At 60.8% G+C, this 19530-nt stretch carries 18 protein-coding genes; 5 read left to right on the top strand and 13 right to left on the bottom strand.

Annotated elements, in window-relative coordinates:
- Window positions 1-11 precede the first annotated feature (11 nt).
- From Q1A63_RS04410 to Q1A63_RS04385, 6 genes are all read right to left on the bottom strand, one after another.
- The gene (locus Q1A63_RS04410) at window positions 12-854 is read right to left on the bottom strand and encodes an ABC transporter permease (protein WP_299402200.1); all 843 of its coding nucleotides are present in this window, start codon (window positions 852-854) and stop codon (window positions 12-14) included.
- Window positions 851-1714 (bottom strand): ABC transporter permease subunit, encoded by an 864-nt coding sequence (locus Q1A63_RS04405; protein ID WP_298969516.1) that lies wholly within the window; start codon window positions 1712-1714, stop codon window positions 851-853. The genes Q1A63_RS04410 and Q1A63_RS04405 overlap by 4 nt, the downstream gene beginning before the upstream one ends.
- 69 nt (window positions 1715-1783) lie before the next feature.
- Window positions 1784-2599, bottom strand: coding sequence for an ABC transporter ATP-binding protein (locus Q1A63_RS04400; protein WP_298969515.1), 816 nt, complete (start codon window positions 2597-2599; stop codon window positions 1784-1786).
- A 6-nt stretch (window positions 2600-2605) separates the two neighbouring features.
- Window positions 2606-4066 carry a dihydropyrimidinase gene (gene hydA / locus Q1A63_RS04395; RefSeq protein WP_298969514.1) on the bottom strand — a complete coding sequence of 487 codons (1461 nt, stop codon included), beginning with the start codon at window positions 4064-4066 and terminating at the stop codon, window positions 2606-2608.
- Window positions 4067-4127: 61 nt separating this feature from the next.
- Complete coding sequence (locus Q1A63_RS04390; RefSeq protein ID WP_299630797.1) at window positions 4128-4436, bottom strand: hypothetical protein; 309 nt, start codon at window positions 4434-4436, stop codon at window positions 4128-4130.
- Window positions 4437-4447: 11 nt separating this feature from the next.
- Window positions 4448-5698 (bottom strand): Zn-dependent hydrolase, encoded by a 1251-nt coding sequence (locus Q1A63_RS04385; RefSeq protein WP_298969512.1) that lies wholly within the window; start codon window positions 5696-5698, stop codon window positions 4448-4450.
- A 182-nt stretch (window positions 5699-5880) separates the two neighbouring features.
- On the opposite strand from Q1A63_RS04385, the gene Q1A63_RS04380 reads away from it, so the two are divergent.
- Together Q1A63_RS04380 and Q1A63_RS04375 are read left to right on the top strand one after the other, a co-directional pair.
- On the top strand, window positions 5881-6498 hold the full coding sequence (locus Q1A63_RS04380; RefSeq protein WP_298969511.1) for a TetR family transcriptional regulator C-terminal domain-containing protein: 618 nt from the start codon (window positions 5881-5883) through the stop codon (window positions 6496-6498).
- 115 nt (window positions 6499-6613) lie between these two features.
- Window positions 6614-7078, top strand: a complete 465-nt coding sequence (locus Q1A63_RS04375) for a hypothetical protein (protein ID WP_298969510.1) — start codon at window positions 6614-6616, stop codon at window positions 7076-7078.
- 2 nt (window positions 7079-7080) lie between these two features.
- On the opposite strand, the gene preA is transcribed toward Q1A63_RS04375, so the two are convergent.
- Window positions 7081-8382 (bottom strand): NAD-dependent dihydropyrimidine dehydrogenase subunit PreA, encoded by a 1302-nt coding sequence (gene preA / locus Q1A63_RS04370; RefSeq protein WP_298969509.1) that lies wholly within the window; start codon window positions 8380-8382, stop codon window positions 7081-7083.
- Window positions 8370-9740: an NAD(P)-dependent oxidoreductase gene (locus Q1A63_RS04365; protein ID WP_298969508.1), complete on the bottom strand. Its 1371-nt coding sequence runs from the start codon at window positions 9738-9740 to the stop codon at window positions 8370-8372. Before Q1A63_RS04365 ends, preA begins: the two co-directional genes overlap by 13 nt.
- A 324-nt stretch (window positions 9741-10064) precedes the next feature.
- Here Q1A63_RS04365 and Q1A63_RS04360 point away from each other — a divergent pair, with 324 nt between their 5' ends.
- Window positions 10065-10271, top strand: coding sequence for a cold-shock protein (locus tag Q1A63_RS04360; protein ID WP_159977586.1), 207 nt, complete (start codon window positions 10065-10067; stop codon window positions 10269-10271).
- Window positions 10272-10326: 55 nt separating this feature from the next.
- Here Q1A63_RS04360 and Q1A63_RS04355 read toward each other — a convergent pair whose 3' ends face one another.
- Together Q1A63_RS04355 and Q1A63_RS04350 are read right to left on the bottom strand one after the other, a co-directional pair.
- Window positions 10327-10944, bottom strand: coding sequence for an SOS response-associated peptidase (locus Q1A63_RS04355; RefSeq protein WP_298969507.1), 618 nt, complete (start codon window positions 10942-10944; stop codon window positions 10327-10329).
- Window positions 10945-10950: 6 nt separating this feature from the next.
- Window positions 10951-11586 (bottom strand): arylesterase, encoded by a 636-nt coding sequence (locus Q1A63_RS04350; RefSeq protein WP_298969506.1) that lies wholly within the window; start codon window positions 11584-11586, stop codon window positions 10951-10953.
- A gap of 53 nt (window positions 11587-11639) precedes the next feature.
- On the opposite strand from Q1A63_RS04350, the gene Q1A63_RS04345 reads away from it, so the two are divergent.
- Together Q1A63_RS04345 and Q1A63_RS04340 are read left to right on the top strand one after the other, a co-directional pair.
- Window positions 11640-12329: an ATP-binding cassette domain-containing protein gene (locus Q1A63_RS04345; RefSeq protein ID WP_298969505.1), complete on the top strand. Its 690-nt coding sequence runs from the start codon at window positions 11640-11642 to the stop codon at window positions 12327-12329.
- Window positions 12326-14854, top strand: coding sequence for an FtsX-like permease family protein (locus Q1A63_RS04340; protein ID WP_299630792.1), 2529 nt, complete (start codon window positions 12326-12328; stop codon window positions 14852-14854). Before Q1A63_RS04345 ends, Q1A63_RS04340 begins: the two co-directional genes overlap by 4 nt.
- 215 nt (window positions 14855-15069) lie before the next feature.
- Here the strand turns inward: Q1A63_RS04340 and gcvP are convergent, their stop codons facing one another.
- The 3 genes from gcvP to gcvT all read right to left on the bottom strand — a co-directional run bounded on the left by gcvP (window position 15070) and on the right by gcvT (window position 19498).
- Window positions 15070-17913, bottom strand: coding sequence for an aminomethyl-transferring glycine dehydrogenase (gene gcvP / locus Q1A63_RS04335; RefSeq protein ID WP_298969503.1), 2844 nt, complete (start codon window positions 17911-17913; stop codon window positions 15070-15072).
- Window positions 17914-17995: 82 nt separating this feature from the next.
- Window positions 17996-18355, bottom strand: coding sequence for a glycine cleavage system protein GcvH (gene gcvH, locus Q1A63_RS04330; RefSeq protein ID WP_298969502.1), 360 nt, complete (start codon window positions 18353-18355; stop codon window positions 17996-17998).
- An 18-nt stretch (window positions 18356-18373) separates the two neighbouring features.
- The gene (gene gcvT, locus Q1A63_RS04325; protein WP_298969501.1) at window positions 18374-19498 is read right to left on the bottom strand and encodes a glycine cleavage system aminomethyltransferase GcvT; all 1125 of its coding nucleotides are present in this window, start codon (window positions 19496-19498) and stop codon (window positions 18374-18376) included.
- Window positions 19499-19530: the final 32 nt, after the last annotated feature.

Here is a 19530-nt window from a genome sequence, read left to right as displayed (position 1 = left end):
GTTTGGTCATTTTATTGGTTTCGTTGGGACGGGTGCCAGAAAGTCACCGTCCGTTCGATCAGCGCCACGAGCCCGTAGAACGCTGATCCCACCACCGCCGCAACAACAATTTCCGCCCAGACCAGATCAAGCGCAAGCTGTCCCACCGATGTGGAAATCCGAAAGCCCATCCCGCGGATGGGAGAGCCGAAAAACTCAGCAACGATGGCACCGATCAGAGCCAATGTGCTCGCGATTTTCAGCCCGTTGAAGATGAAGGGCATCGCCGCAGGCAAGCGCAGCTTCAGGAGCGTCGCCCAGTAGCCCGCGGCATAGGTGCGCATCAGGTCGCGTTGCATGGCAGAGCTGTCCGATAGCCCCTGCACCGTGTTCACCAGCATCGGAAAAAATACCATCACCACGACCACGGCGGCCTTGGACTGCCAGTCAAAACCGAACCACATGACAAGAATGGGCGCCATACCAATCACCGGCAGCGCCGCGACAAAATTGCCAACCGGCAGAAGCCCCCGGCGCAGGAAATCGAAGCGGTCCACCAGAATGGCGATCAGAAAGGCCGCGCCGCAGCCCAATACATAGCCGCTGAGCGCTCCCTTGATCACCGTTTGCACGAAATCTTCCCAGAGGATGCCAGTCGAGGCCGCAAACCGGGCAGCGATCATCGAGGGCGCCGGCAGCAGCACCGGGCTGATCTCCAACCCGCGCACGACCCCTTCCCAAATCGCGATCAGCGTCAGGCCAAAGATCACCGGGATCGCAAGCCCCGTGGCGCGCGTCCGCGGCAATGCCGCCAATCGCGTGTTGACCCACCAGCCCAGCGCCCAGATGCCAAACGCAAAGACCAGCCAGATCATGCCATGCCCATCCGTTTCAGGGTCACGCGCTGCGCCAGCCCGATCAAGGCCACCAAGGCCGCCGCCAGCACCGCCGCCATGATCAACGCAGACCAGATCTGGATCGTTTGACCATAGTAACTGCCCGCCAGCAACCGCGCCCCAAGACCGGCAACAGCACCGGTCGGCAATTCACCAACAATGGCCCCCACCAGCGACGCCGCCATCGCGATCTTCAGTGAGGTAAAGAGATAGGGCATCGACGAGGGCAAGCGCAGCCGCCAGAACATCTGGGACGGCGAAGCATTCCAGGTGCGCATCTGATCAAGCTGCATCGCATCCGGGCTGCGCAGCCCTTTCACCATGCCCACGACCACCGGAAAGAACGACAGATACATTGAAATCATCGCTTTCGGCAGCAAACCCGAAATACCAACCGCATTCAGCACGACGATGATCATCGGCGCAATCGCCAGAATGGGAATGGTCTGACTGGCAATGACCCAAGGCATCACCGACATATCCATCGTGCGGTTGTAGACGATCCCAACCGCCAGCGCTATCCCAAGCCCGGTGCCCAGCCCAAAGCCCAGCAAGGTTGCCGACAGCGTCACCCAGGAATGATAGATCAGCGACCGCTTGGAGGTGATCTTCTTCTCCACCGTCGTCTCCCAGATCTCGGCGCCCACCTGATGCGGCGCGGGCAGCTTCGGCTTCTCCTGAGACCAGGTATCGGCAATCAGGGTCTGTGTCGTCAGAACATCACCGGTGCGCGTCGCCTTGTCATAAGCCCAGGGCGCATTCAGCCAGATCGCAGCCACATACCACACCAGGAAAATGCCACAGACAACCGTCAGGACCGGCACGACACTCTGCCTCACGCGCGCCCCTCCCGCTTCTTCTGGCCCAAAATATCCCCCCCGGAGGGCCGCTCACAAAATGCCTGCCGTTCACTCATCCAGATGCCCGGCCCGCAGGCCTTCCCTGACCCGATGCGCCACCTCCAGAAATTCAGGTGTGTCGCGGATATCCAAGGGCCGCTCTTTCGGCAGCGGGCTGTCGATCACATCCGTGATCCTCCCGGGCCGCGGCGACATCACCACGATCTTGGTGCTCAGATAGACCGCCTCCGGGATCGAATGGGTGACAAAGGCGATGGTCTTCTCGGTCCTTTCCCAGAGCTTCAAGAGCTGTTCATTCAGATGATCCCGCACGATCTCATCCAGTGCGCCGAAGGGTTCATCCATCAGCAGAATATCCGCATCAAAGGCCAGCGCGCGGGCAATCGAGGCGCGCTGCTGCATCCCGCCGGAGAGTTGCCAAGGGAATTTATTCTCAAACCCCGATAATTCCACCAGATCCAGCACACGGGACACCCGCGCGTTCTGATCGGTTTTGGAATACCCCATGATCTCCAGCGGCAACCGGATGTTGCCCGCAATCGTCCGCCAAGGGTAAAGCCCCGCCGCCTGGAATACATATCCATAGGCCCGCGAGGCCCGCGCCTCTGCCGGGCTGATCCCATTGACGGTGATCTCCCCGCCCGTCGGATGTTCCAGATCCGCCATGCAGCGCAAGAACGTGGTTTTCCCACAGCCCGAGGGCCCGATGAAGCTGACAAACTCGCCTTTTTCGATCTCCAGCGACACGTCTTTCAGCGCATGCACCGGCCCGTCATTGGTCTGAAATGTCAAATCCAGATGGCGGGCAGAAATCACGCTGCGCCTTTCACCCTCATCCGGCAGTCGCAATGCGGCGTCCTGCATCAAAACTCAGATCCCCGCCGGAATATTCATCGGGTCGCGCTTGATCATCTTCGGTGCGGTCAGCGCTTTCCACTTGCTCAACGCCTGCGATGCGGAGGAAAACGCGGGCCGCGGGATGAAACGCCCCCGGCCCGGATTGGGCTGCGAATTCTGCCCCCAAGCCCAGATCACCTCTCCCCGGTTCAGCGTATACCGGCTCTGCGCCTTCACTTCGAAACCTTCGAAGACGTTGTAATCCAACACAGAATGGTGGTTCGAAGGTGAAATGGTTTTGGTGATTTTCGGATCCCACACTACGATATCCGCATCCGCCCCTTCAACGATTGCGCCTTTGCGCGGATAGATGTTCAGGATCTTGGCCACATTGGTCGAGGTCGTCGCGACAAACTCATTTGGCGTCAACCGCCCCGTCTCCACCCCTTCGGTCCAGAGCACGGCGAGCCGTTCCTCCAGCCCGTTCGACCCGTTGGGAATGATCCGGAAATCATCGCGACCGGCACGTTTTTGTTCGGTATTGAACGCCGCGTGATCGGTGGCTACCACCTGCAATGATCCCGCCTGCAACCCGGCCCAAAGACTGTCCTGATGATCCTTCGAACGGAAAGGCGGCGACATCACCCGCCGCGCGGCGTGGTCCCAATCCTTGTTGAAATACTCGGACTCATCGAGCGTCAGGAATTGAATGAGCGGCTCGCCATACACCCGCATGCCCTTCTGCCGCGCGCGCCTAATCGCTTCATGCGCCTGCTCACAGGAGACATGCACGATGTACAAAGGCACGCCCGCTGCGTCGGCAATGGTGATGGCACGATTGGCCGCTTCACCCTCGAACTCCGGCGGGCGCGAATAGGCATGGCCTTCCGGGCCGGTGATCCCCTGGTCGAAATACTTCTGCTGCATCTCGGCCACCAGATCACCGTTCTCCGCATGCACCATCGGCAATGCGCCCAGCTCGGCACAGCGCTTGAAGGAGGCGAACATCTCATCATCCTCGATCATCAGCGCGCCCTTGTAGGCCATGAAGTGCTTGAAGGAGTTCACCCCCATGTCGACCGCGTCTTTCATCTCGTTGAAAACGCTCTCATCCCAGCCGGTGATCGCCATGTGATAACCCACATCCGAGCAGATTTGCGGGGCTGATTTGCGGTGCCATTCGTTGATCGCGTTCTTGATGGAGCCATCCTCGCCCGGCAGGCAGAAATCCACCACCATCGTGGTGCCCCCCGCTGCCGCCGCCCAAGTGCCGCTCTCGAAGGTCTCGGCAGCGGTGGTGCCCATGAACGGCATTTCGAGATGCGTGTGCGGGTCGATCCCACCGGGGATCACGTAAGCCCCTTCCGCGTCAATGTAGTCATCGCCTTTCAGGTCTTCGCCGATCTGGCTGATGGTCTCGCCTTCGATCAGCACATCCGCTTTCCACGTGCGATCCGCCGTACAAACCATACCGCCCTTGATCACCTTGCTCATCTTGTCTCTCCCATATCAGCGGACCAGTTCTCTTGGCCCTGAATACGCCAATGTCCGGCTCTCAGACAGACCCGAAACATCCCAAAGCAGACCCATGCACCCCAATGTCCAACGGTCCGAAATCACTCTCCACGCAGAGCGCGAAATATCCCGCAACCGGCATGTAGATCACGCTATAGTCCCCATCGCCCCGCGTCACACTCCAACACCGCTGCACAAGCCCGCCGGAGAAATTCACCTGTGTCTCACGCGGGGTACAAAGGACGGCACGCAGCGCATGCGCGGTCTTGCGCAACATCTCGTCACTGCCAGCTTCAGCCTCTTGCAGCTCTGCTTCAATCAGCGCGGAAATGCGATCCCGCACTGTCATATCAGGCGCAATCACCCCACGATCTCCGCCGTTTCGACCACCGCATGCAGTAGCACATCGGTGCCCGCCATGGCCCAATCCTTGGAGATTTCCTCCGCCTCATTGTGGCTCAAGCCATCAACACAGGGGCACATCACCATCGCCGTGGGCGCCACGCGGTTGATCCAACAGGCATCATGTCCGGCACCGGAAATCAGGTCCCTATGGGTGTAGCCCAACCGCTCCGCCGCCGAGCGTATCGCGGTGACGCAGCCCTCGTCAAAGGCCACCGGATCAAAACCACCTACTTTTTCAAAGGCAATTTCCAGGCCCATGTCGTCCGCGATCTTCTGACCCTCGACCCGCAGCCGCGCCTCCATATCTTCGATCACGCTCAGATCGGGGGACCGGAAGTCCACAGTGAAAACCGCCTTGCCCGGGATCACATTACGCGAATTCGGGTAGACATCGATATGCCCCGCAGCCCCCACCGCGTGGGGTTTATGCGACCAGGCAATCTCGTCCACCTTTTCCAAGACCCGCGCCATGCCCAGGCCCGCATTCTTGCGCATCGGCATCGGGGTCGAGCCGGTGTGACTGTCTTTGCCCGTGATCGTCACTTCAGTCCAGGACAGCCCCTGCCCGTGGGTGACCACACCGATATCCTTGCCTTCGGCTTCCAGAATAGGCCCTTGTTCGATGTGCAGCTCGAAGAACGCGTGCATCTTGCGAGCACCCACTTCTTCTTCACCGCGCCAGCCGATCCGCTGCAGCTCATCGCCGAATTTTTTACCTTCCGCGTCGACGCGATCATAGGCCCAGTCCTGCGTGTGAATGCCCGCAAAAACACCCGAGGACAGCATCGCGGGGGCGTAGCGCGTGCCCTCCTCATTGGTGAAATTCGTCACCACAATCGGATGCTTGGTCTGTACGTTCAGATCGTTCAGCGTGCGGATGATCTCCAGCCCGCCAAGCACCCCCAAAACGCCATCATATTTGCCGCCCGTGGGCTGTGTATCGAGATGGCTGCCCACGTAAACGGGGAGCGCATTGGGGTCTGCACCGTCACGCCACGCAAACATGTTGCCCATCTGATCGAGCCCCATCTCGCAGCCTGCTGCCTCGCACCAGCTTTGAAACAGCGCGCGCCCTTCGCCATCCTCATCCGTCAGCGTCTGGCGGTTGTTGCCACCTGCCACACCGGGCCCGATCTTTGCCATCTCCATCAGGCTGTCCCAGAGCCTGTCTGGATTGATCTTCAGGTTCTGTCCGGGCGCGGGCATGGCTGGGGTCCTTCCTGGCGGTGCTTTTTTTGACCAATGATAATTTTTACCATTTGGTAAAGACACGATTGCGATTAGGGTATGCCAAGTCAAGACTTCCTTTTGCGGGTTTCCCGTGGGAGTGTATCTTCACATTCCAAAATGCCAGTTTTTGCAGCAGCCCCTTTCCGGAGATACCGCCCTTGCCTGACGGCGCCGACAAGAAACCCAGCCGCATCCAGCAACGCAATCGGCGGCGGATCCTTGATGCCGCGCTCGATGTCTTCTCCATGCACGGCTATCGCGGCGCGACGCTGGACCAGATTGCCGAGGCTGCGGGGCTGAGCAAGCCGAATATTCTCTACTATTTCGATGGCAAGGAAGAGATCCACGTCACCCTGCTCAATCAGCTGATGGAAACCTGGCTGGAACCCTTGGTGACGCTCGACCCCGATGGCGATCCCTTGCAGGAAATCCTCAGCTATGTGCAGCGCAAGCTTGACATGGCGCGCGATCTGCCGCGTGAGAGCCGTCTTTTTGCCGGGGAAATCCTGCAGGGTGCGCCGCGTATGGCCCCGCATCTGCAATCCGGTTTGCAGCCCCTGTTCGAAGAAAAATGCGCTGTCATCCAATCGTGGATGGATCAGGGATCCTTGACCACCGTGGACCCGCGCCACCTGATCTTCTCGATCTGGGCAACAACCCAGCACTACGCCGATTTTGCGGCACAGGTGCAGGTTTTGCTGCGGGATGACCCCAATGGCCACGAGGGTGCCGCGCAGTATCTTGAGGCGATGTTCACCCGATTGCTGCGCCCTTAAACACTTGTTAACCGCAAACCAAATTGGGCGCGGACGTTAAAGCCTCGTTAATATTCATTTCGCATTAATAGTTACGGGTGGCGGCTTCAGATGACGTTAAAGATCGGAGCGAACCATGAGTGCAATATCCCTGATCAGCCCATATGCGCCCCAGCCCGTGCCGGCCACGCAAGAGGGGCAAGACGCCGGCCTCGCCGTCAGCAAACCCGTTTCTGACGCAAAATCCGGCGGATCCACCAATATGACATCTGATCATTCCGGTCAGGGCGCGGGCAATGGAACCGGCACAGGGGGCGCGCAGATTGCAGCCCTCCTCAAGCGCGGTCGCGTCGCCATGCTGCCTGTCGAGGCAGCGCCAAAATCGGTTGTCGACGCGCAGGCTCAGTCAGGGCCAACCGCTGAATACCTAGCCCAACAGGCTGAACTAAAAGCGGAATCCAAGGAGTTACAAGCCGCCCGTGAGGCCGACCGCATAGCAGAACGTGCCGCCGAAGCTGCGATGCGACGCGCCGAGGAACGTGCGCAGGCCATGCCTGATCCGCTGCCCACCGCGCCCATTCTCAAACGCGATGACGGCTGAGCCTATTCCGCGGCTTTGGCCGCGGGATTATTCGGATGGGTGGTCCAGTTTGCGTAGTCAGGCTCCACCACTTTGCCGGTGCGTGGGTCGACCAGCCCCGGCGCCATGGCCTCCATCGTGATGCACGCCTCTACCGGGCACACATTAACGCAGAGGTTACAGGCCACGCATTCTTCGTCGATGACGGTAAATGTCCGATCTTCGGACATTGCGATCGCCTGATGCGAGGTATCTTCGCAGGCCGCAAAGCAGCGCCCGCAGGAAATACACAGGTCCTGATTGATCTTCGCCTTGGCGATGTAATTCAGGTTCAGATGCTGCCAGTCCGTGACATTGGGCACAGCGCGGCCGACGATCTCATCGACTGAACTCAGACCCTTGCTGTCCATGTAATCGGACAATCCGCTGATCATCTCCTGCACGATCTTGAACCCATAGGTCATGGCCGCTGTGCAGACCTGCACATTGCCAGCCCCAAGCGCCATGAACTCCGCCGCATCGCGCCAGGTGGTGATCCCGCCGATGCCTGAGATTGGGACCTGCCCCAACGCGGGGTCACGTGCGATTTCTGCCACCATGTTCAGCGCAATAGGTTTCACCGCAGGCCCGCAATAGCCACCATGCGCGCCCTTGCCGTCAATCGTCGGCTCCGGCGCAAAGAGGTCCAGATCAACGCTCGTGATCGAATTGATCGTGTTGATCAGCGAGACCGCATCGGCACCGCCCTTCATCGCCGCCTCGGCAGGTTTGCGAATATCGGTGATGTTGGGTGTCAGCTTCACGATCACCGGCATCCGCGTGTTGGCTTTGACCCACCGCGTTACCATCTCAATGTATTCCGGTACTTGTCCCACAGCGGAACCCATCCCGCGCTCTGACATCCCATGCGGACAGCCGAAGTTCAGCTCGACGCCATCCGCGCCAGTGTCTTCCACGAGCGGCAGGATGAATTTCCAAGGCTCCTCTTCGCAAGGCACCATGAGTGACACAATCATCGCCCGATCCGGATAATCGCGCTTCACAACCTTAATCTCATCAAGGTTGGTCTGCAGCGGTCGGTCGGTGATCAGCTCAATATTGTTGAGCCCCAAAAGCCGCCGCTCTGCGCCATAAATTGCGCCATAGCGGGGCCCGTTCACGTTCACCACATGCGGGTCAAGCCCGAGCGTCTTCCAGACCACGCCGCCCCAGCCCGCATCAAAGGCGCGCCGCACGTTGTATTCCTTGTCCGTCGGCGGCGCGGAGGCCAACCAGAACGGATTTGGGCTCTTGATGCCTACGAATTCGCTTGTCAGATCAGCCATATGCCTTCCTTTCGTAGAGCGGGGTTCAAGCCCACCGCTCCTGTCAGTGTCGCGTGAATGTCCATGGCCGCATCACGTCCTTCGGCCACCGCTGTGACCGTCAGATCATCTCCCCCAGCGGCACAATCACCCCCCGCCCAAACGCCTTCGACCGATGTCCGACCAGCCGCATCCACCTGGATCTTGCGCCCGTCCAGCGCGGGCAATCCGTCACCCACCAGCGTCTGGCCAATGGCCCGAAACACCTGATCCGCAGCCAGCCTCAAGGTTTGGCCTGTGGGGGTCATCGCGTCATCCACGTAGTCAAATTCAATCTCCCGCACCGCGCCATTGCCGATGACCGCCGTGGGCACCGCATGGGTGACGATCCGCACTCCCTTGCTGGCGGCCAGATCCTGTTCAAACACACTGGCGTTCATCCGATCACGGCCCCGCCGATAGACCAGCGTTACATTCAGCGCGCCCAGCAGCTTGGCTTGCACGGCTGCATCAATCGCCGTCATGCCACCGCCGATGACCACCACGTCGCGCCCTACGGGCACCTGTGCGACGTCCTCGGCCTGACGCAATTCGGCGATGAAATCGACAGCGTTCACCACGCCCTCTTTTTGCGCGCCATCGGCTCCCAATGCATTCACGCCGCCCAGGCCCATGCCGAGGAACACCGCGTCATACCCGCTGCGCAGGCTCTCGAGCGTCTCTTCGCGGCCCAATGCCTTGCCATATTCGATCCGGATACCGCCGATCTGCAACAGCCAGTCCACCTCAGCCTGCGCAAAGCCCTCAACCGTTTTGTAGGTCGCAATCCCGTATTCGTTGAGCCCGCCGGCCTTGGGCCGGGCGTCATAGACCACGACATCATGGCCCAACATTGCCAAACGGTGCGCGCAACTCAGGCCAGCTGGCCCCGCCCCCACCACGGCAACCGTTTTACCGGTCGCCGCGGCTCGGGAGAAAGGGTGAATGCCCTGATCCTGCAAATGATCGGTCGCATAGCGCTGCAACTGTCCGATCAACACTGGTTTGCCCTCGGCAAGCTCGCGGACGCAGGCCTCTTCGCATAGCTGTTCGGTCGGGCAGACCCGGGCACACATCCCGCCCATGATGTTCTGGCTCAGAATCGTCTTGGCCGCCGCATCCGGGGTGCCTGTCGCAATCTGACGGATAAACAGTGGGATATCGATGTCTGTGGGACAGGCCGTGATACAGGGCGCGTCATGGCAGAAATAGCAGCGGTCCGCGGCCACCAGCGCCTCATGCGGATCGAGGGGCGGGTGCAGATCGGAAAACTGCTCGGCATAGGCCGCGTCATCCAGTCGTCCGGGCACAATTCCGGGTGTAAATGTATCGCTGGACATGGTTTTCCCCATTCTGGCTTGTCATTTATTAAAACGCTCTCACGGAATCATTTTTTTATCAACTGGTAAAATTTAATTCCGCCCGCACAAAATACTGCCCTGCACAAAAGCCGGGCAATACACGGCTGGCGGGAAGTTGCCGATGCAATCGTGTGCGCCGCTGTCATCAGAAATTGACTTGATTTTGGGGGCACCTGCTTCAATATCGAAACCGCGACGCGACGAACTATCGACCACTAGCTCCTTCCGGCCAGTCATTCGATCTGCTTTCGACCGAGCCAGGTTGCCGCATTCCGCGGGCAGCATTTTATAGGAGACACGGGAATGGCCACAGGCACCGTGAAATGGTTTAACACAACCAAAGGCTACGGCTTTATCGCCCCTGACGGTGGCGGCAAAGACATCTTTGTGCATATCTCTGCAGTGGAACGCGCAGGCCTGACAGGGCTCGCCGACAACCAGAAAGTCACATTCGACGTTGAAGCCGGCCGGGATGGTCGCGAGAGTGCGGGAAACCTCGCTCTGGCCTGATCACCCCCATCATGACTTATGCAAACGGGCGCTCTGGTGCCCGTTTTTTGTGGGCTCAGGGTCCACTCCAATCCACACCAACAGCTTCTTCGACCCGCAGACGACCGGCAGGCCAGGGTTTGAACAGGGGCTTCACCGCGTCCTGTGACCCGGTCAGCCAAGCTCCGATGTCGTCCTTTTCCAAAATCACGCCCATGCGGTGATGAATGTCCACTACATCCGCAGAGGGCGCGCAGGTCAGGGTCGCCACCTGATCCACCTCAACGCCGCCCGGTCCCTGCCAGCGGTCGGTGATCGCGGCAAAAAACAGGAATCCACCCGATTTTGGCGTGATGGCCCATGGGGTTTTGCGGCGCTTCTCGCCGGTCCATTCGTACCATCCGTCCAGAGGCACCACCGCCCGGCCCGTGCCGCGGAAAGTGACTTTTTCAAATACCGTTTCGCTGCGGGCGTTGATCAGGGTCTGCATCACCGGACGCCCGCGTGCATCGACCCGACCCACCGGGACAATGCCCCAGCGCATGCGCTGCAATCCCTTCTGCGTCAGGGTCACAATATCCTGCCCCGGGGACACGTTATGCCGGACAGGTTCATCCGCAACCGGACGCACATCCTGATCCAGGGCGCGGGCCACATCCGCGATCGGCGACGTAAGAAAGAAGCGTCCCGGCATCGCGGCTTACTCCTCTGCCCTTGCAATCAATTTCAAGACTTCCGGCCCAAGGGCTGCAACGATCTTGGCCACGCCCTCCGCATTCGGATGAATACCGTCGGGCTGCATATCATCGCGCACAGAGGCCAGGTCGCTTCCCTCTGCCGCCAATCCGTCAAAGAAACGCGCCGCGAAAAGCGTATCGTAATCGCGCGCGAGGTCCGGATACATTGCGTCAAATTCCGCCTTGTATTCCGGCCCGAAATTCCCCGGTGCTTCCATGCCCACAAGCAACACATCAACCTGTGCCGCATCCGCGGCCTGTAAAATACCATCGAGATTGGCGCGGCTGACCGTAGGATCGATCCCGCGCAGCAGATCATTCGCCCCCAGCGCCACGATCATTGCGTCCACCTCCGGCGTCAGCGTCCAGGCCACCCGGCTCAAGCCCCCCGCTGTGGTATCACCAGAGACGCCCGCGTTAATCAGGCGCACCTCGGCCCCCTGCCCGTCGAGCCAGGCCTGCAGTTGCGGCACAAACCCCTGCTCGGCGACCAGCCCGTAGCCTTGCGTCAGGCTATCGCCAAGCGCCGCAATCACCACCTCATCCGCATGCGCCGCCACAGGCCATGCCAGCGCGATCCCCATCACAACCTTGTGCATCTTGATCCAGCCTCCATATGCCACACGTATACCGACCAAAGGTGACTTGCTTTATGACCGATCCAGTATTCTCTCTCAATGATGCGGCATTATCGCTGGATGGCAATGCCGGGCGGGTGGATATTCTGCATGGCATTTCGCTGGAAGTTCACAAGGGCGAGAGCCTGGGGCTGATTGGCCCTTCCGGCTCCGGCAAGTCATCATTGCTGATGCTGATGGGCGGACTGGAACGTGCCACCGGCGGCACGGTCACGGCTCTGGGCCACGACCTGACCGATATGAGCGAGGATGCGCTGGCGCGGTTTCGCCGCGATCACATGGGCGTGGTGTTCCAATCCTTCCATCTGATCCCGACCATGACCGCGTTGGAAAACGTGGCCACCCCGCTCGAACTGGCGGGTGACGCAGATGCCTTTGCCAAGGCCCAGGCGGAGCTGGCCGAGGTCGGTCTGGCACACCGCGCCGATCATTACCCGTCGCAAATGTCCGGCGGCGAACAGCAGCGTGTCGCTCTGGCCCGCGCCTCAGCCCCGCGCCCCGACATCCTTTTGGCGGATGAACCTACGGGCAATCTCGATGGCGCGAACGGCACAGCGATCATCGATCTGCTTTTCGGGCTGCGGGACAGGCATGGTGCCACGCTGGTGCTGGTCACCCATAGCCAAAGCCTTGCCGCGCGCTGTGATCGTGTCATCCGCCTCACCGATGGCCGGATCGCCCCTCTGGAACGGGCCGCCGAATGAGCCTGCGCATCGCGTCGAAATTCGCCCGGCGCGAGTTGCGCGGAGGGTTGCGGGGCTTTCGCATTTTTCTGGCCTGTCTTGCCCTTGGGGTCGCGGCCATCGCCGCCGTCGGATCGGTCCGCTCCAGCATCGAGGCGGGCCTTGAACGGGAAGGGGCAGCCCTTCTGGGCGGGGATGCCGAGATGGATTTCACCTACCGTTTTGCCACGGAGGAAGAACAAGACTGGATGGCTGAGACCGCCGTGCGCCTGTCCGAAATCGTGGATTTTCGTTCCATGGCCGTGGTGGGTGACGGGGACACGGCAGAGCGCGGCCTGACGCAGATCAAAGCCGTGGACGACGCCTACCCCCTGGTCGGAAGCGTTGTGCTGGAGCCGGACATCCCACTGGAAGCAGCGCTCGCGGATCAAGGTGGCCTACCCGGCGCGGTGATGGAGCGGGTTCTGGTGGACCGTCTGGGCATCAGCGTTGGCGACACTTTCCGCCTTGGCACACAGACCTTCCGATTGACCGCGCTGCTGGCGCGCGAACCCGACAGCGCAGCGGGTGGGTTTGCCCTTGGCCCCCGCACCATCGTGCGCACCCCCAGCCTCGAGAACTCGACGCTCCTTGCACCTGGCACGTTATTTTCAACCAAATACCGGCTGAAACTGCCGGAAAACGCTGATCTGGCCGCGCTCAAGAGAGAGGCCCAGACCCGGTTTGAAGACACCGGGATGCGCTGGACCGATGCCCGCAATGGCGCGCCGGGGATCTCCGAGTTCGTAGACCGTCTGGGGGCCTTTCTGGTGCTTGTCGGCCTCTCCGGTCTCGCCGTCGGGGGTGTGGGCGTATCTTCGGCCGTGCGCGCCTACATGGCCAGCAAAACCAATGTGATCGCCACACTCAGGACGCTTGGCGCCGACCGCGCGACGATCTTTGAGACCTATTTCCTGCAAATCGGGCTGCTGTCGGTGCTGGGCGTCGGCATCGGCGTGCTCTTGGGCGGGGTTGCGCCGCTTGTGCTGGCACCATTGATCGAGGCGCGCCTCCCCATTCCCGCCGCCTTTGCGCTCTATCCGGCCCCGCTGCTGGAGGCTGTTCTTTATGGCCTGCTGACGGCGTTCCTTTTCACCCTCTGGCCACTGGCCCGTGCGGAAGACATCCGGGCCGCGACACTTTTTCGGGATGCGCTGAGCGCCGGGCGCAAACTACCGGCCCTTCGATATCTGGTTATGACTGCGGCGGCGCTTGTCTTGCTGCTCGGCTTTGCCGGTTGGTTTTCGGGATCCTGGTGGCTGACACTCTGGACCGCCGGCGGCATTGCGGGCGCACTGCTATTGCTGACCGGGGCCGCCTTTCTGATCCGGATGCTATCGCGGCGGGGCGGACGGGTCGCCCGCGGCAAACCTCAGTTGCGGTGGGCTCTGGCCGCCATCGCCGATCCGCGTGAAGGGGCGGCTTCCGTTGTTCTGTCCCTTGGTCTCGGCCTGTCGGTGCTGGCCGCGGTGGGTCAAATTGACGGCAACCTGCGCAATGCCATCACAGGGAACCTGCCTGCCGTGGCCCCCTCCTACTTCTTTGTCGACATCCAGAAAGACCAGATCGATGGCTATACCGACCGTCTGGCCAACGACCAGGCGGTCAAACGCATACAATCCGCGCCGATGCTGCGCGGCATCATCACCCGCATCAACGATCAACCGGCCCGCGATGTTGCGGGCGATCATTGGGTACTTCAGGGCGATCGGGGGGTCACATACGCTGGCCCGATGCCGGAAAACACGCGCCTGACCGCCGGGTCGTGGTGGGAAGAAGATTACAACGGCCCCCCGCTGATCAGCTTTGCCGCAGAAGAAGCCGCAGAGATGGGCCTGAACATCGGCGATACGCTGACCATCAACATTCTCGGGCGCGACATCACCGGCACGATTTCCAGCTTTCGCGAAGTGGATTTCTCCACCGCCGGGATCGGCTTCATCCTGGCGATGAACCCCTCCGCCCTGTCCGGCGCACCCCACAGCTTCATTTCAACCGTCTACGCAGAAGAAGAGGCCGAAGCTCAGATCTTGCGCGATCTCAGCAGCCGCTATCCCAACATTACCGCCGTACGTGTACGCGACGCCATCGACCGCGTTGCCGATGTGCTCAGCGGGCTGGCCGCCGCCACCTCTTATGGCGCGGCAGCTACCCTTTTGACCGGGTTCCTCGTCCTGATCGGCGCAGCCTCCGCAGGCACAAATGCGCGCGTCTATGAGGCCGCAGTGCTGAAAACACTGGGAACCACACGCCGCAATATCCTGGTGAGTTTTGCTTTGCGTTCCGCGCTTCTGGGCCTCTTGGCGGGACTTGTGGCATTGGCCGCGGGTATTGCGGGGGGATGGGCCGTCAGCACCTACATCATGGATACGGATTTCACCATCATTTGGTCCTACGCCCTGGCGATCATCTGCGGCGGCATTCTCAGCACCCTGCTCGCAAGCCTCGCCTTTGCATGGGGGCCGGTAAACAGCAAACCGGCTCGCGTTCTGAGGGCAAAGGAATAAAGAGAATTAATGCCTCCGGCGGGGATATTTAGAGCCAGAAGAAACAGGGAGTGGCGCGAACCGCTCCCTGCTCGAGAAACATGTTGCTTCTCCTGGCACGGCCATCGGCGTCCCCGCCTGTTCCGCATATCGATGCTGCCCAAGGATGGTTAAAAAGCCGTTTCTTCTGGCCAAAATATCCCGGGGGAGACCCAAAGGGTCGGGGGCAGCGCCCCCTATTCCGCAGCTTCGGCGTAGTCTTCCATGGGCGGGCAGGTACATACCAGATGCCGGTCGCCGTAGACATTGTCGACACGGTTTACAGGAGGCCAGTACTTGTCTACCCGAAAAGCACCCGGCGGAAAGCACCCCTGCTCACGGCTGTAGGGCCGCTCCCAATCCCCGACAAGATCTTCGACCGTATGCGGTGCGTTCTTCAGCGGATTGTTTTCCGCATCGATCTGACCCGCCTCAACAGCAGCGATTTCGGCACGAATGGCCAGCATTGCATCGCAGAACCGGTCCAGCTCTGCCTTGGTCTCGCTTTCCGTCGGTTCGACCATCAGCGTGCCCGCCACCGGCCAACTCATTGTTGGCGCGTGAAAGCCGCAGTCGATCAGGCGTTTGGCGATGTCTTCGACGGTCACATGGGCACTGGCCTCAAACGGGCGCACATCGATGATGCATTCATGCGCCACGCGCCCGGACGGCCCCTTGTAGAGAACGTCGAATGCACCTTCGAGCCGCTTGGCGATGTAATTGGCATTCAGGATCGCAACCCGGGTCGCCTGGGTCAGACCATCCCCGCCCATCATCAAACAGTAAGCCCAGCTGATGGGCAGCAAGGAGGGTGACCCGAAGGGTGCCGCCGAAACAGCGCCCTCGCCCTCTGTTGGAGAGCCGGGCAAATGCGGGACAAGATGCGATTTCACCCCGATCGGCCCCATCCCGGGACCACCGCCGCCATGCGGGATGCAGAAGGTCTTGTGCAGGTTCAGGTGGCTCACATCCCCACCCAGATCGCCCGGCCGGCTAAGGCCGACCATCGCATTCATATTGGCGCCGTCGATATAGACCTGACCGCCATGATCATGGGTGATCTTGGTAACTTCGGTGACCGTCTCTTCGAAAACGCCATGGGTGGAGGGATAGGTGATCATGCAGGCAGCAAGGTTCTCACTGTGCTGCGCCGCCTTGCTGCGGAAATCTTCAAGGTCAATGTCGCCATTGTCAGCAGATTTCACCACAACCACTTTCCACCCGACCATCTGCGCCGAGGCCGGATTTGTCCCATGTGCACTCATGGGGATGAGGCAGATGTTGCGGTGCGCCTCGCCCTGACTGCGATGATATCCGGCGATTGTCAGCAGCCCCGCATATTCCCCCTGAGCCCCGGAATTGGGCTGCATGGAGATCGCATCATACCCTGTGATGTCACAGAGCTTGGCACTCAGATCGTCGATCATGATCTTGTACCCCTTGGCCTGATCAGCGGGTGCGTAGGGATGGATAAGGGAAAACTCGCGCCAGCTCACGGGCATCATCTCGGCGGCAGAATTCAGCTTCATCGTACAAGACCCCAGCGGGATCATCGCCCGGTCCAGCGCCAAATCACGATCCGCCAGCCGCCGCATATAGCGCATCATCTCGGTCTCTGCCCGGTTCATGTGGAAAATCGGATGGGTCAGGAAACCCGAGCTGCGCAGCATTTCCTCAGGAAACCGGTAGTCCGGCTTGAAATCTTTGTCCTCGCGCACCACCCCAAAGGCCCGCCAGACGGCCTCCACCGTCGCCGGCTTGCAGCGCTCATCCAGTGTGATCCCAACGCGGGTTTCGCCAACACGGCGCAGGTTGATCCCCTCATCCACCGCCGATTTCAGAACCGCCGACTGCAAGGGCCCCACATCCACGGTAATCGTGTCGAAACAAGCGCGCGGATCGACCTTAAAGCCCGCAGCCTCCAACCCTTTAGCCAACCGCACGGTTTTGCGGTGGATGCGCTGCGCAATCGCTTTCAGCCCCTCCGGCCCATGGAAAACGGCATACATCGACGCCATCACCGCCAGCAAAGCCTGCGCGGTACAGACATTCGAGGTCGCCTTCTCCCGCCGAATATGTTGCTCCCGTGTCTGCAGCGACAGCCGATACGCGCGGTTCCCCTTGCTATCCACGGAAACGCCCACAATCCGACCGGGCATGGCGCGTTTATAAGCATCCCGACAGGCCATATAGGCCGCGTGCGGTCCGCCATATCCTTCCGGCACACCAAACCGTTGCGTCGAGCCCACAGCGATATCCGCCCCCATCGCGCCGGGCTCTTTCAGCAGCGTCAACGCCAGCGGGTCCGCGGAAACGATCCCGATTGCCCCCGCTGCATGCAATGCCGCCATGTGATCCGTGAAGTCGTGCACATGGCCGTAGGTGCCGGGATACTGGAAGATCGCACCAAAGACCGCCGTGGCGTCCATCCTGGAGGGCTTTCCGACAATCACTTCGATCGCCAGGGGGGCCGCCCGCGTTTTTATCACCGCGATGTTTTGCGGATGGCAATCGCGATCCACGAAAAACGCCTTCGCTTTGGACTTTGCCACGCGCTGCGCCATCGTCATCGCCTCGGCACAGGCTGTTGCCTCATCCAGCAAGGACGCATTGGCGATCTCCAGCCCGGTCAGATCCGTGACCATGGTCTGGAAATTCAACAGCGCCTCCAGTCGCCCCTGTGAAATCTCAGGCTGATACGGTGTGTAGGCGGTGTACCATGCCGGGTTCTCCAGGATATTCCGCTGGATCGCAGGGGGTGTGACCGTACCGTGATAGCCCTGCCCGATCAGCGACGTGAGCACCTTGTTCTGCGCACCCGTCTTGCGCATATGCTCCAGCACCTCGCGCTCCGACATCGCCTTGCCAAAGTCCAACGGGTCCTTCTGCCGGATCGCGGGCGGCAAGGTATCATCCATCAGCGCGTCCAGCGTCTCGGCGCCCACAACCCCCAGCATCTCCGCCATCTCGGAGGGCGACGGCCCGATGTGCCGCCTGTTGGCAAAATCGTATGGCAAGTATTCGGTCGGCTTATACACCATGGCTTGGCTCCCTTCCCTGACACGCAGGTTTCTTCTGGCCTAAAATATCCCCGCCGGAGGCTCCGGCCCTCTCACCACGCGCCTACGCGATGAACTTCTGATAGCCCGCTTCATCCATGAATTCGTCCATCTGGCTGGCATCGCTCACCGACATCTTGAAAAACCACGCCTCGCCCTGCGGGTCGTCATTCACCATGGCCGGGTTATCCGTCAGCGCCGCATTCACCTCGACAATCTCGCCATCCACGGGCGCCAGAATATCACTGGCCGCCTTGACGGATTCGATCACCACAACCTCATCATCCTTGCTGACCGTGGTGCCTTCTTCGGGCAGTTCCACAAACACGACATCACCCAGCTGCTCGGCTGCGTGGATGGTGATGCCCACAACCATGACCCCGTCTTCTTCGCGCAGCCACTCGTGCTCTTCGGTGAATTTCATTGCTTCATCTCCTGTTGATCATCGTTTGAAATTGGCCGGAACAAACGGCAGTTTGACCACCTCGACCGGCAAACGCTTGCCCCGCACCTCGCCAAAGAGCTGCGTGCCGTGCACTGCATGGTTGGCCATCACATAACCCATGGCAACCGGGCCCTCTACGGTTGGTCCAAACCCGCCTGAGGTCACGGCACCAATCGGTGCGCCACCTTCTGCCGTTTCGAAAATTTCGACACCTGCCCGCATCGGCGCGCGGCCTTCTGGTTTCAGCCCGACACGGCGCTGGTCGGGTCCGTTTGCGAACGCCTCCAAAACCTGCGCAGCGCCCGGAAAGCCACCCTCACGCTCCCCGCCGCGCCGCCGCACCTTCTGAATGGCCCAGCTGAGACCGGCGGAAACCGGGTCGGTACGGGTATCAATGTCGTTTCCATAGAGACAGAGGCCTGCTTCCAACCGCAGAGAATCCCGCGCGCCCAGACCAATGGGCGCAACGCCCTCCAGCGCCAGCAGGGTTCGCGCCAGGGCGTCGGCATCCTGCGCCGCGACAGAGATCTCATACCCATCTTCACCGGTATATCCGGAGCGTGACGCCCAGACCTCATGACCGCCCAGCGTGAGGTCGGTGACATCCATGAAACGCATGTCCGCCGCACGCGCATCCAGACCGGCCAGCGCGTCGGCGGCACCCGGACCCTGAAGCGCGATTAGCGCCCGATCCGTCAATTCCTCAACGGTAATCTCATCCGGCAGACCCGCGCGCATCCGCGCCATATCCGCGCCCTTGCAGGCCGCATTCACCACCACAAAAAGCGTGTCGCCCCGACGCGCGAACATCAGGTCATCCTCAATGCCCCCGGCCTCATTGGTGAAAAGACCGTAGCGCTGACGCCCATCGGCCAGCCCCAGCACATCCATTGGCACCAGCGCCTCAAACGCCAGGGCCACCGCCTCCCAGGACGGACCGGACAGGATCACTTGCCCCATGTGGCTCACATCAAAGAGCCCCGCCCCGCTGCGGGTGTGCAGGTGTTCCTGCATCACGCCCATCGGGTATTGCACCGGCATCGCATAGCCCGCAAAGGGCACCATTTTCGCGCCCAGGCTTTCATGCAGCGAAAACAGCGGCGTCTTTAGCAACTCACTCATCCGGCCTCTCCCTTGCGCCGGTCATTGTGTGA

The organism is uncultured Roseobacter sp. (genome assembly GCF_947499265.1).
Classification (GTDB): domain Bacteria; phylum Pseudomonadota; class Alphaproteobacteria; order Rhodobacterales; family Rhodobacteraceae; genus Roseobacter.
Note: the sequence above shows the minus strand (reverse complement) of the source record. Positions and strands in the feature narration are given on the sequence as shown.

Bases quoted from the DNA above. Each gene is read 5' to 3' on its own strand.
- Q1A63_RS04410 (WP_299402200.1), bottom strand. From the start codon at position 854: ATGATCTGGCTGGTCTTTGCGTTTGGCATCTGGGCGCTGGGCTGGTGG.
- Q1A63_RS04400 (WP_298969515.1), bottom strand. From the start codon at position 2,599: ATGCAGGACGCCGCATTGCGACTGCCGGATGAGGGTGAAAGGCGCAGC.
- hydA (WP_298969514.1), bottom strand. From the start codon at position 4,066: ATGAGCAAGGTGATCAAGGGCGGTATGGTTTGTACGGCGGATCGCACG.
- Q1A63_RS04390 (WP_299630797.1), bottom strand. From the start codon at position 4,436: ATGACAGTGCGGGATCGCATTTCCGCGCTGATTGAAGCAGAGCTGCAA.
- Q1A63_RS04385 (WP_298969512.1), bottom strand. From the start codon at position 5,698: ATGCCCGCGCCCGGACAGAACCTGAAGATCAATCCAGACAGGCTCTGG.
- Q1A63_RS04375 (WP_298969510.1), top strand. From the start codon at position 6,614: ATGAGTGCAATATCCCTGATCAGCCCATATGCGCCCCAGCCCGTGCCG.
- preA (WP_298969509.1), bottom strand. From the start codon at position 8,382: ATGGCTGATCTGACAAGCGAATTCGTAGGCATCAAGAGCCCAAATCCG.
- Q1A63_RS04365 (WP_298969508.1), bottom strand. From the start codon at position 9,740: ATGTCCAGCGATACATTTACACCCGGAATTGTGCCCGGACGACTGGAT.
- Q1A63_RS04360 (WP_159977586.1), top strand. From the start codon at position 10,065: ATGGCCACAGGCACCGTGAAATGGTTTAACACAACCAAAGGCTACGGC.
- Q1A63_RS04355 (WP_298969507.1), bottom strand. From the start codon at position 10,944: ATGCCGGGACGCTTCTTTCTTACGTCGCCGATCGCGGATGTGGCCCGC.
- Q1A63_RS04350 (WP_298969506.1), bottom strand. From the start codon at position 11,586: ATGCACAAGGTTGTGATGGGGATCGCGCTGGCATGGCCTGTGGCGGCG.
- Q1A63_RS04345 (WP_298969505.1), top strand. From the start codon at position 11,640: ATGACCGATCCAGTATTCTCTCTCAATGATGCGGCATTATCGCTGGAT.
- Q1A63_RS04340 (WP_299630792.1), top strand. From the start codon at position 12,326: ATGAGCCTGCGCATCGCGTCGAAATTCGCCCGGCGCGAGTTGCGCGGA.
- gcvP (WP_298969503.1), bottom strand. From the start codon at position 17,913: ATGGTGTATAAGCCGACCGAATACTTGCCATACGATTTTGCCAACAGG.
- gcvH (WP_298969502.1), bottom strand. From the start codon at position 18,355: ATGAAATTCACCGAAGAGCACGAGTGGCTGCGCGAAGAAGACGGGGTC.
- gcvT (WP_298969501.1), bottom strand. From the start codon at position 19,498: ATGAGTGAGTTGCTAAAGACGCCGCTGTTTTCGCTGCATGAAAGCCTG.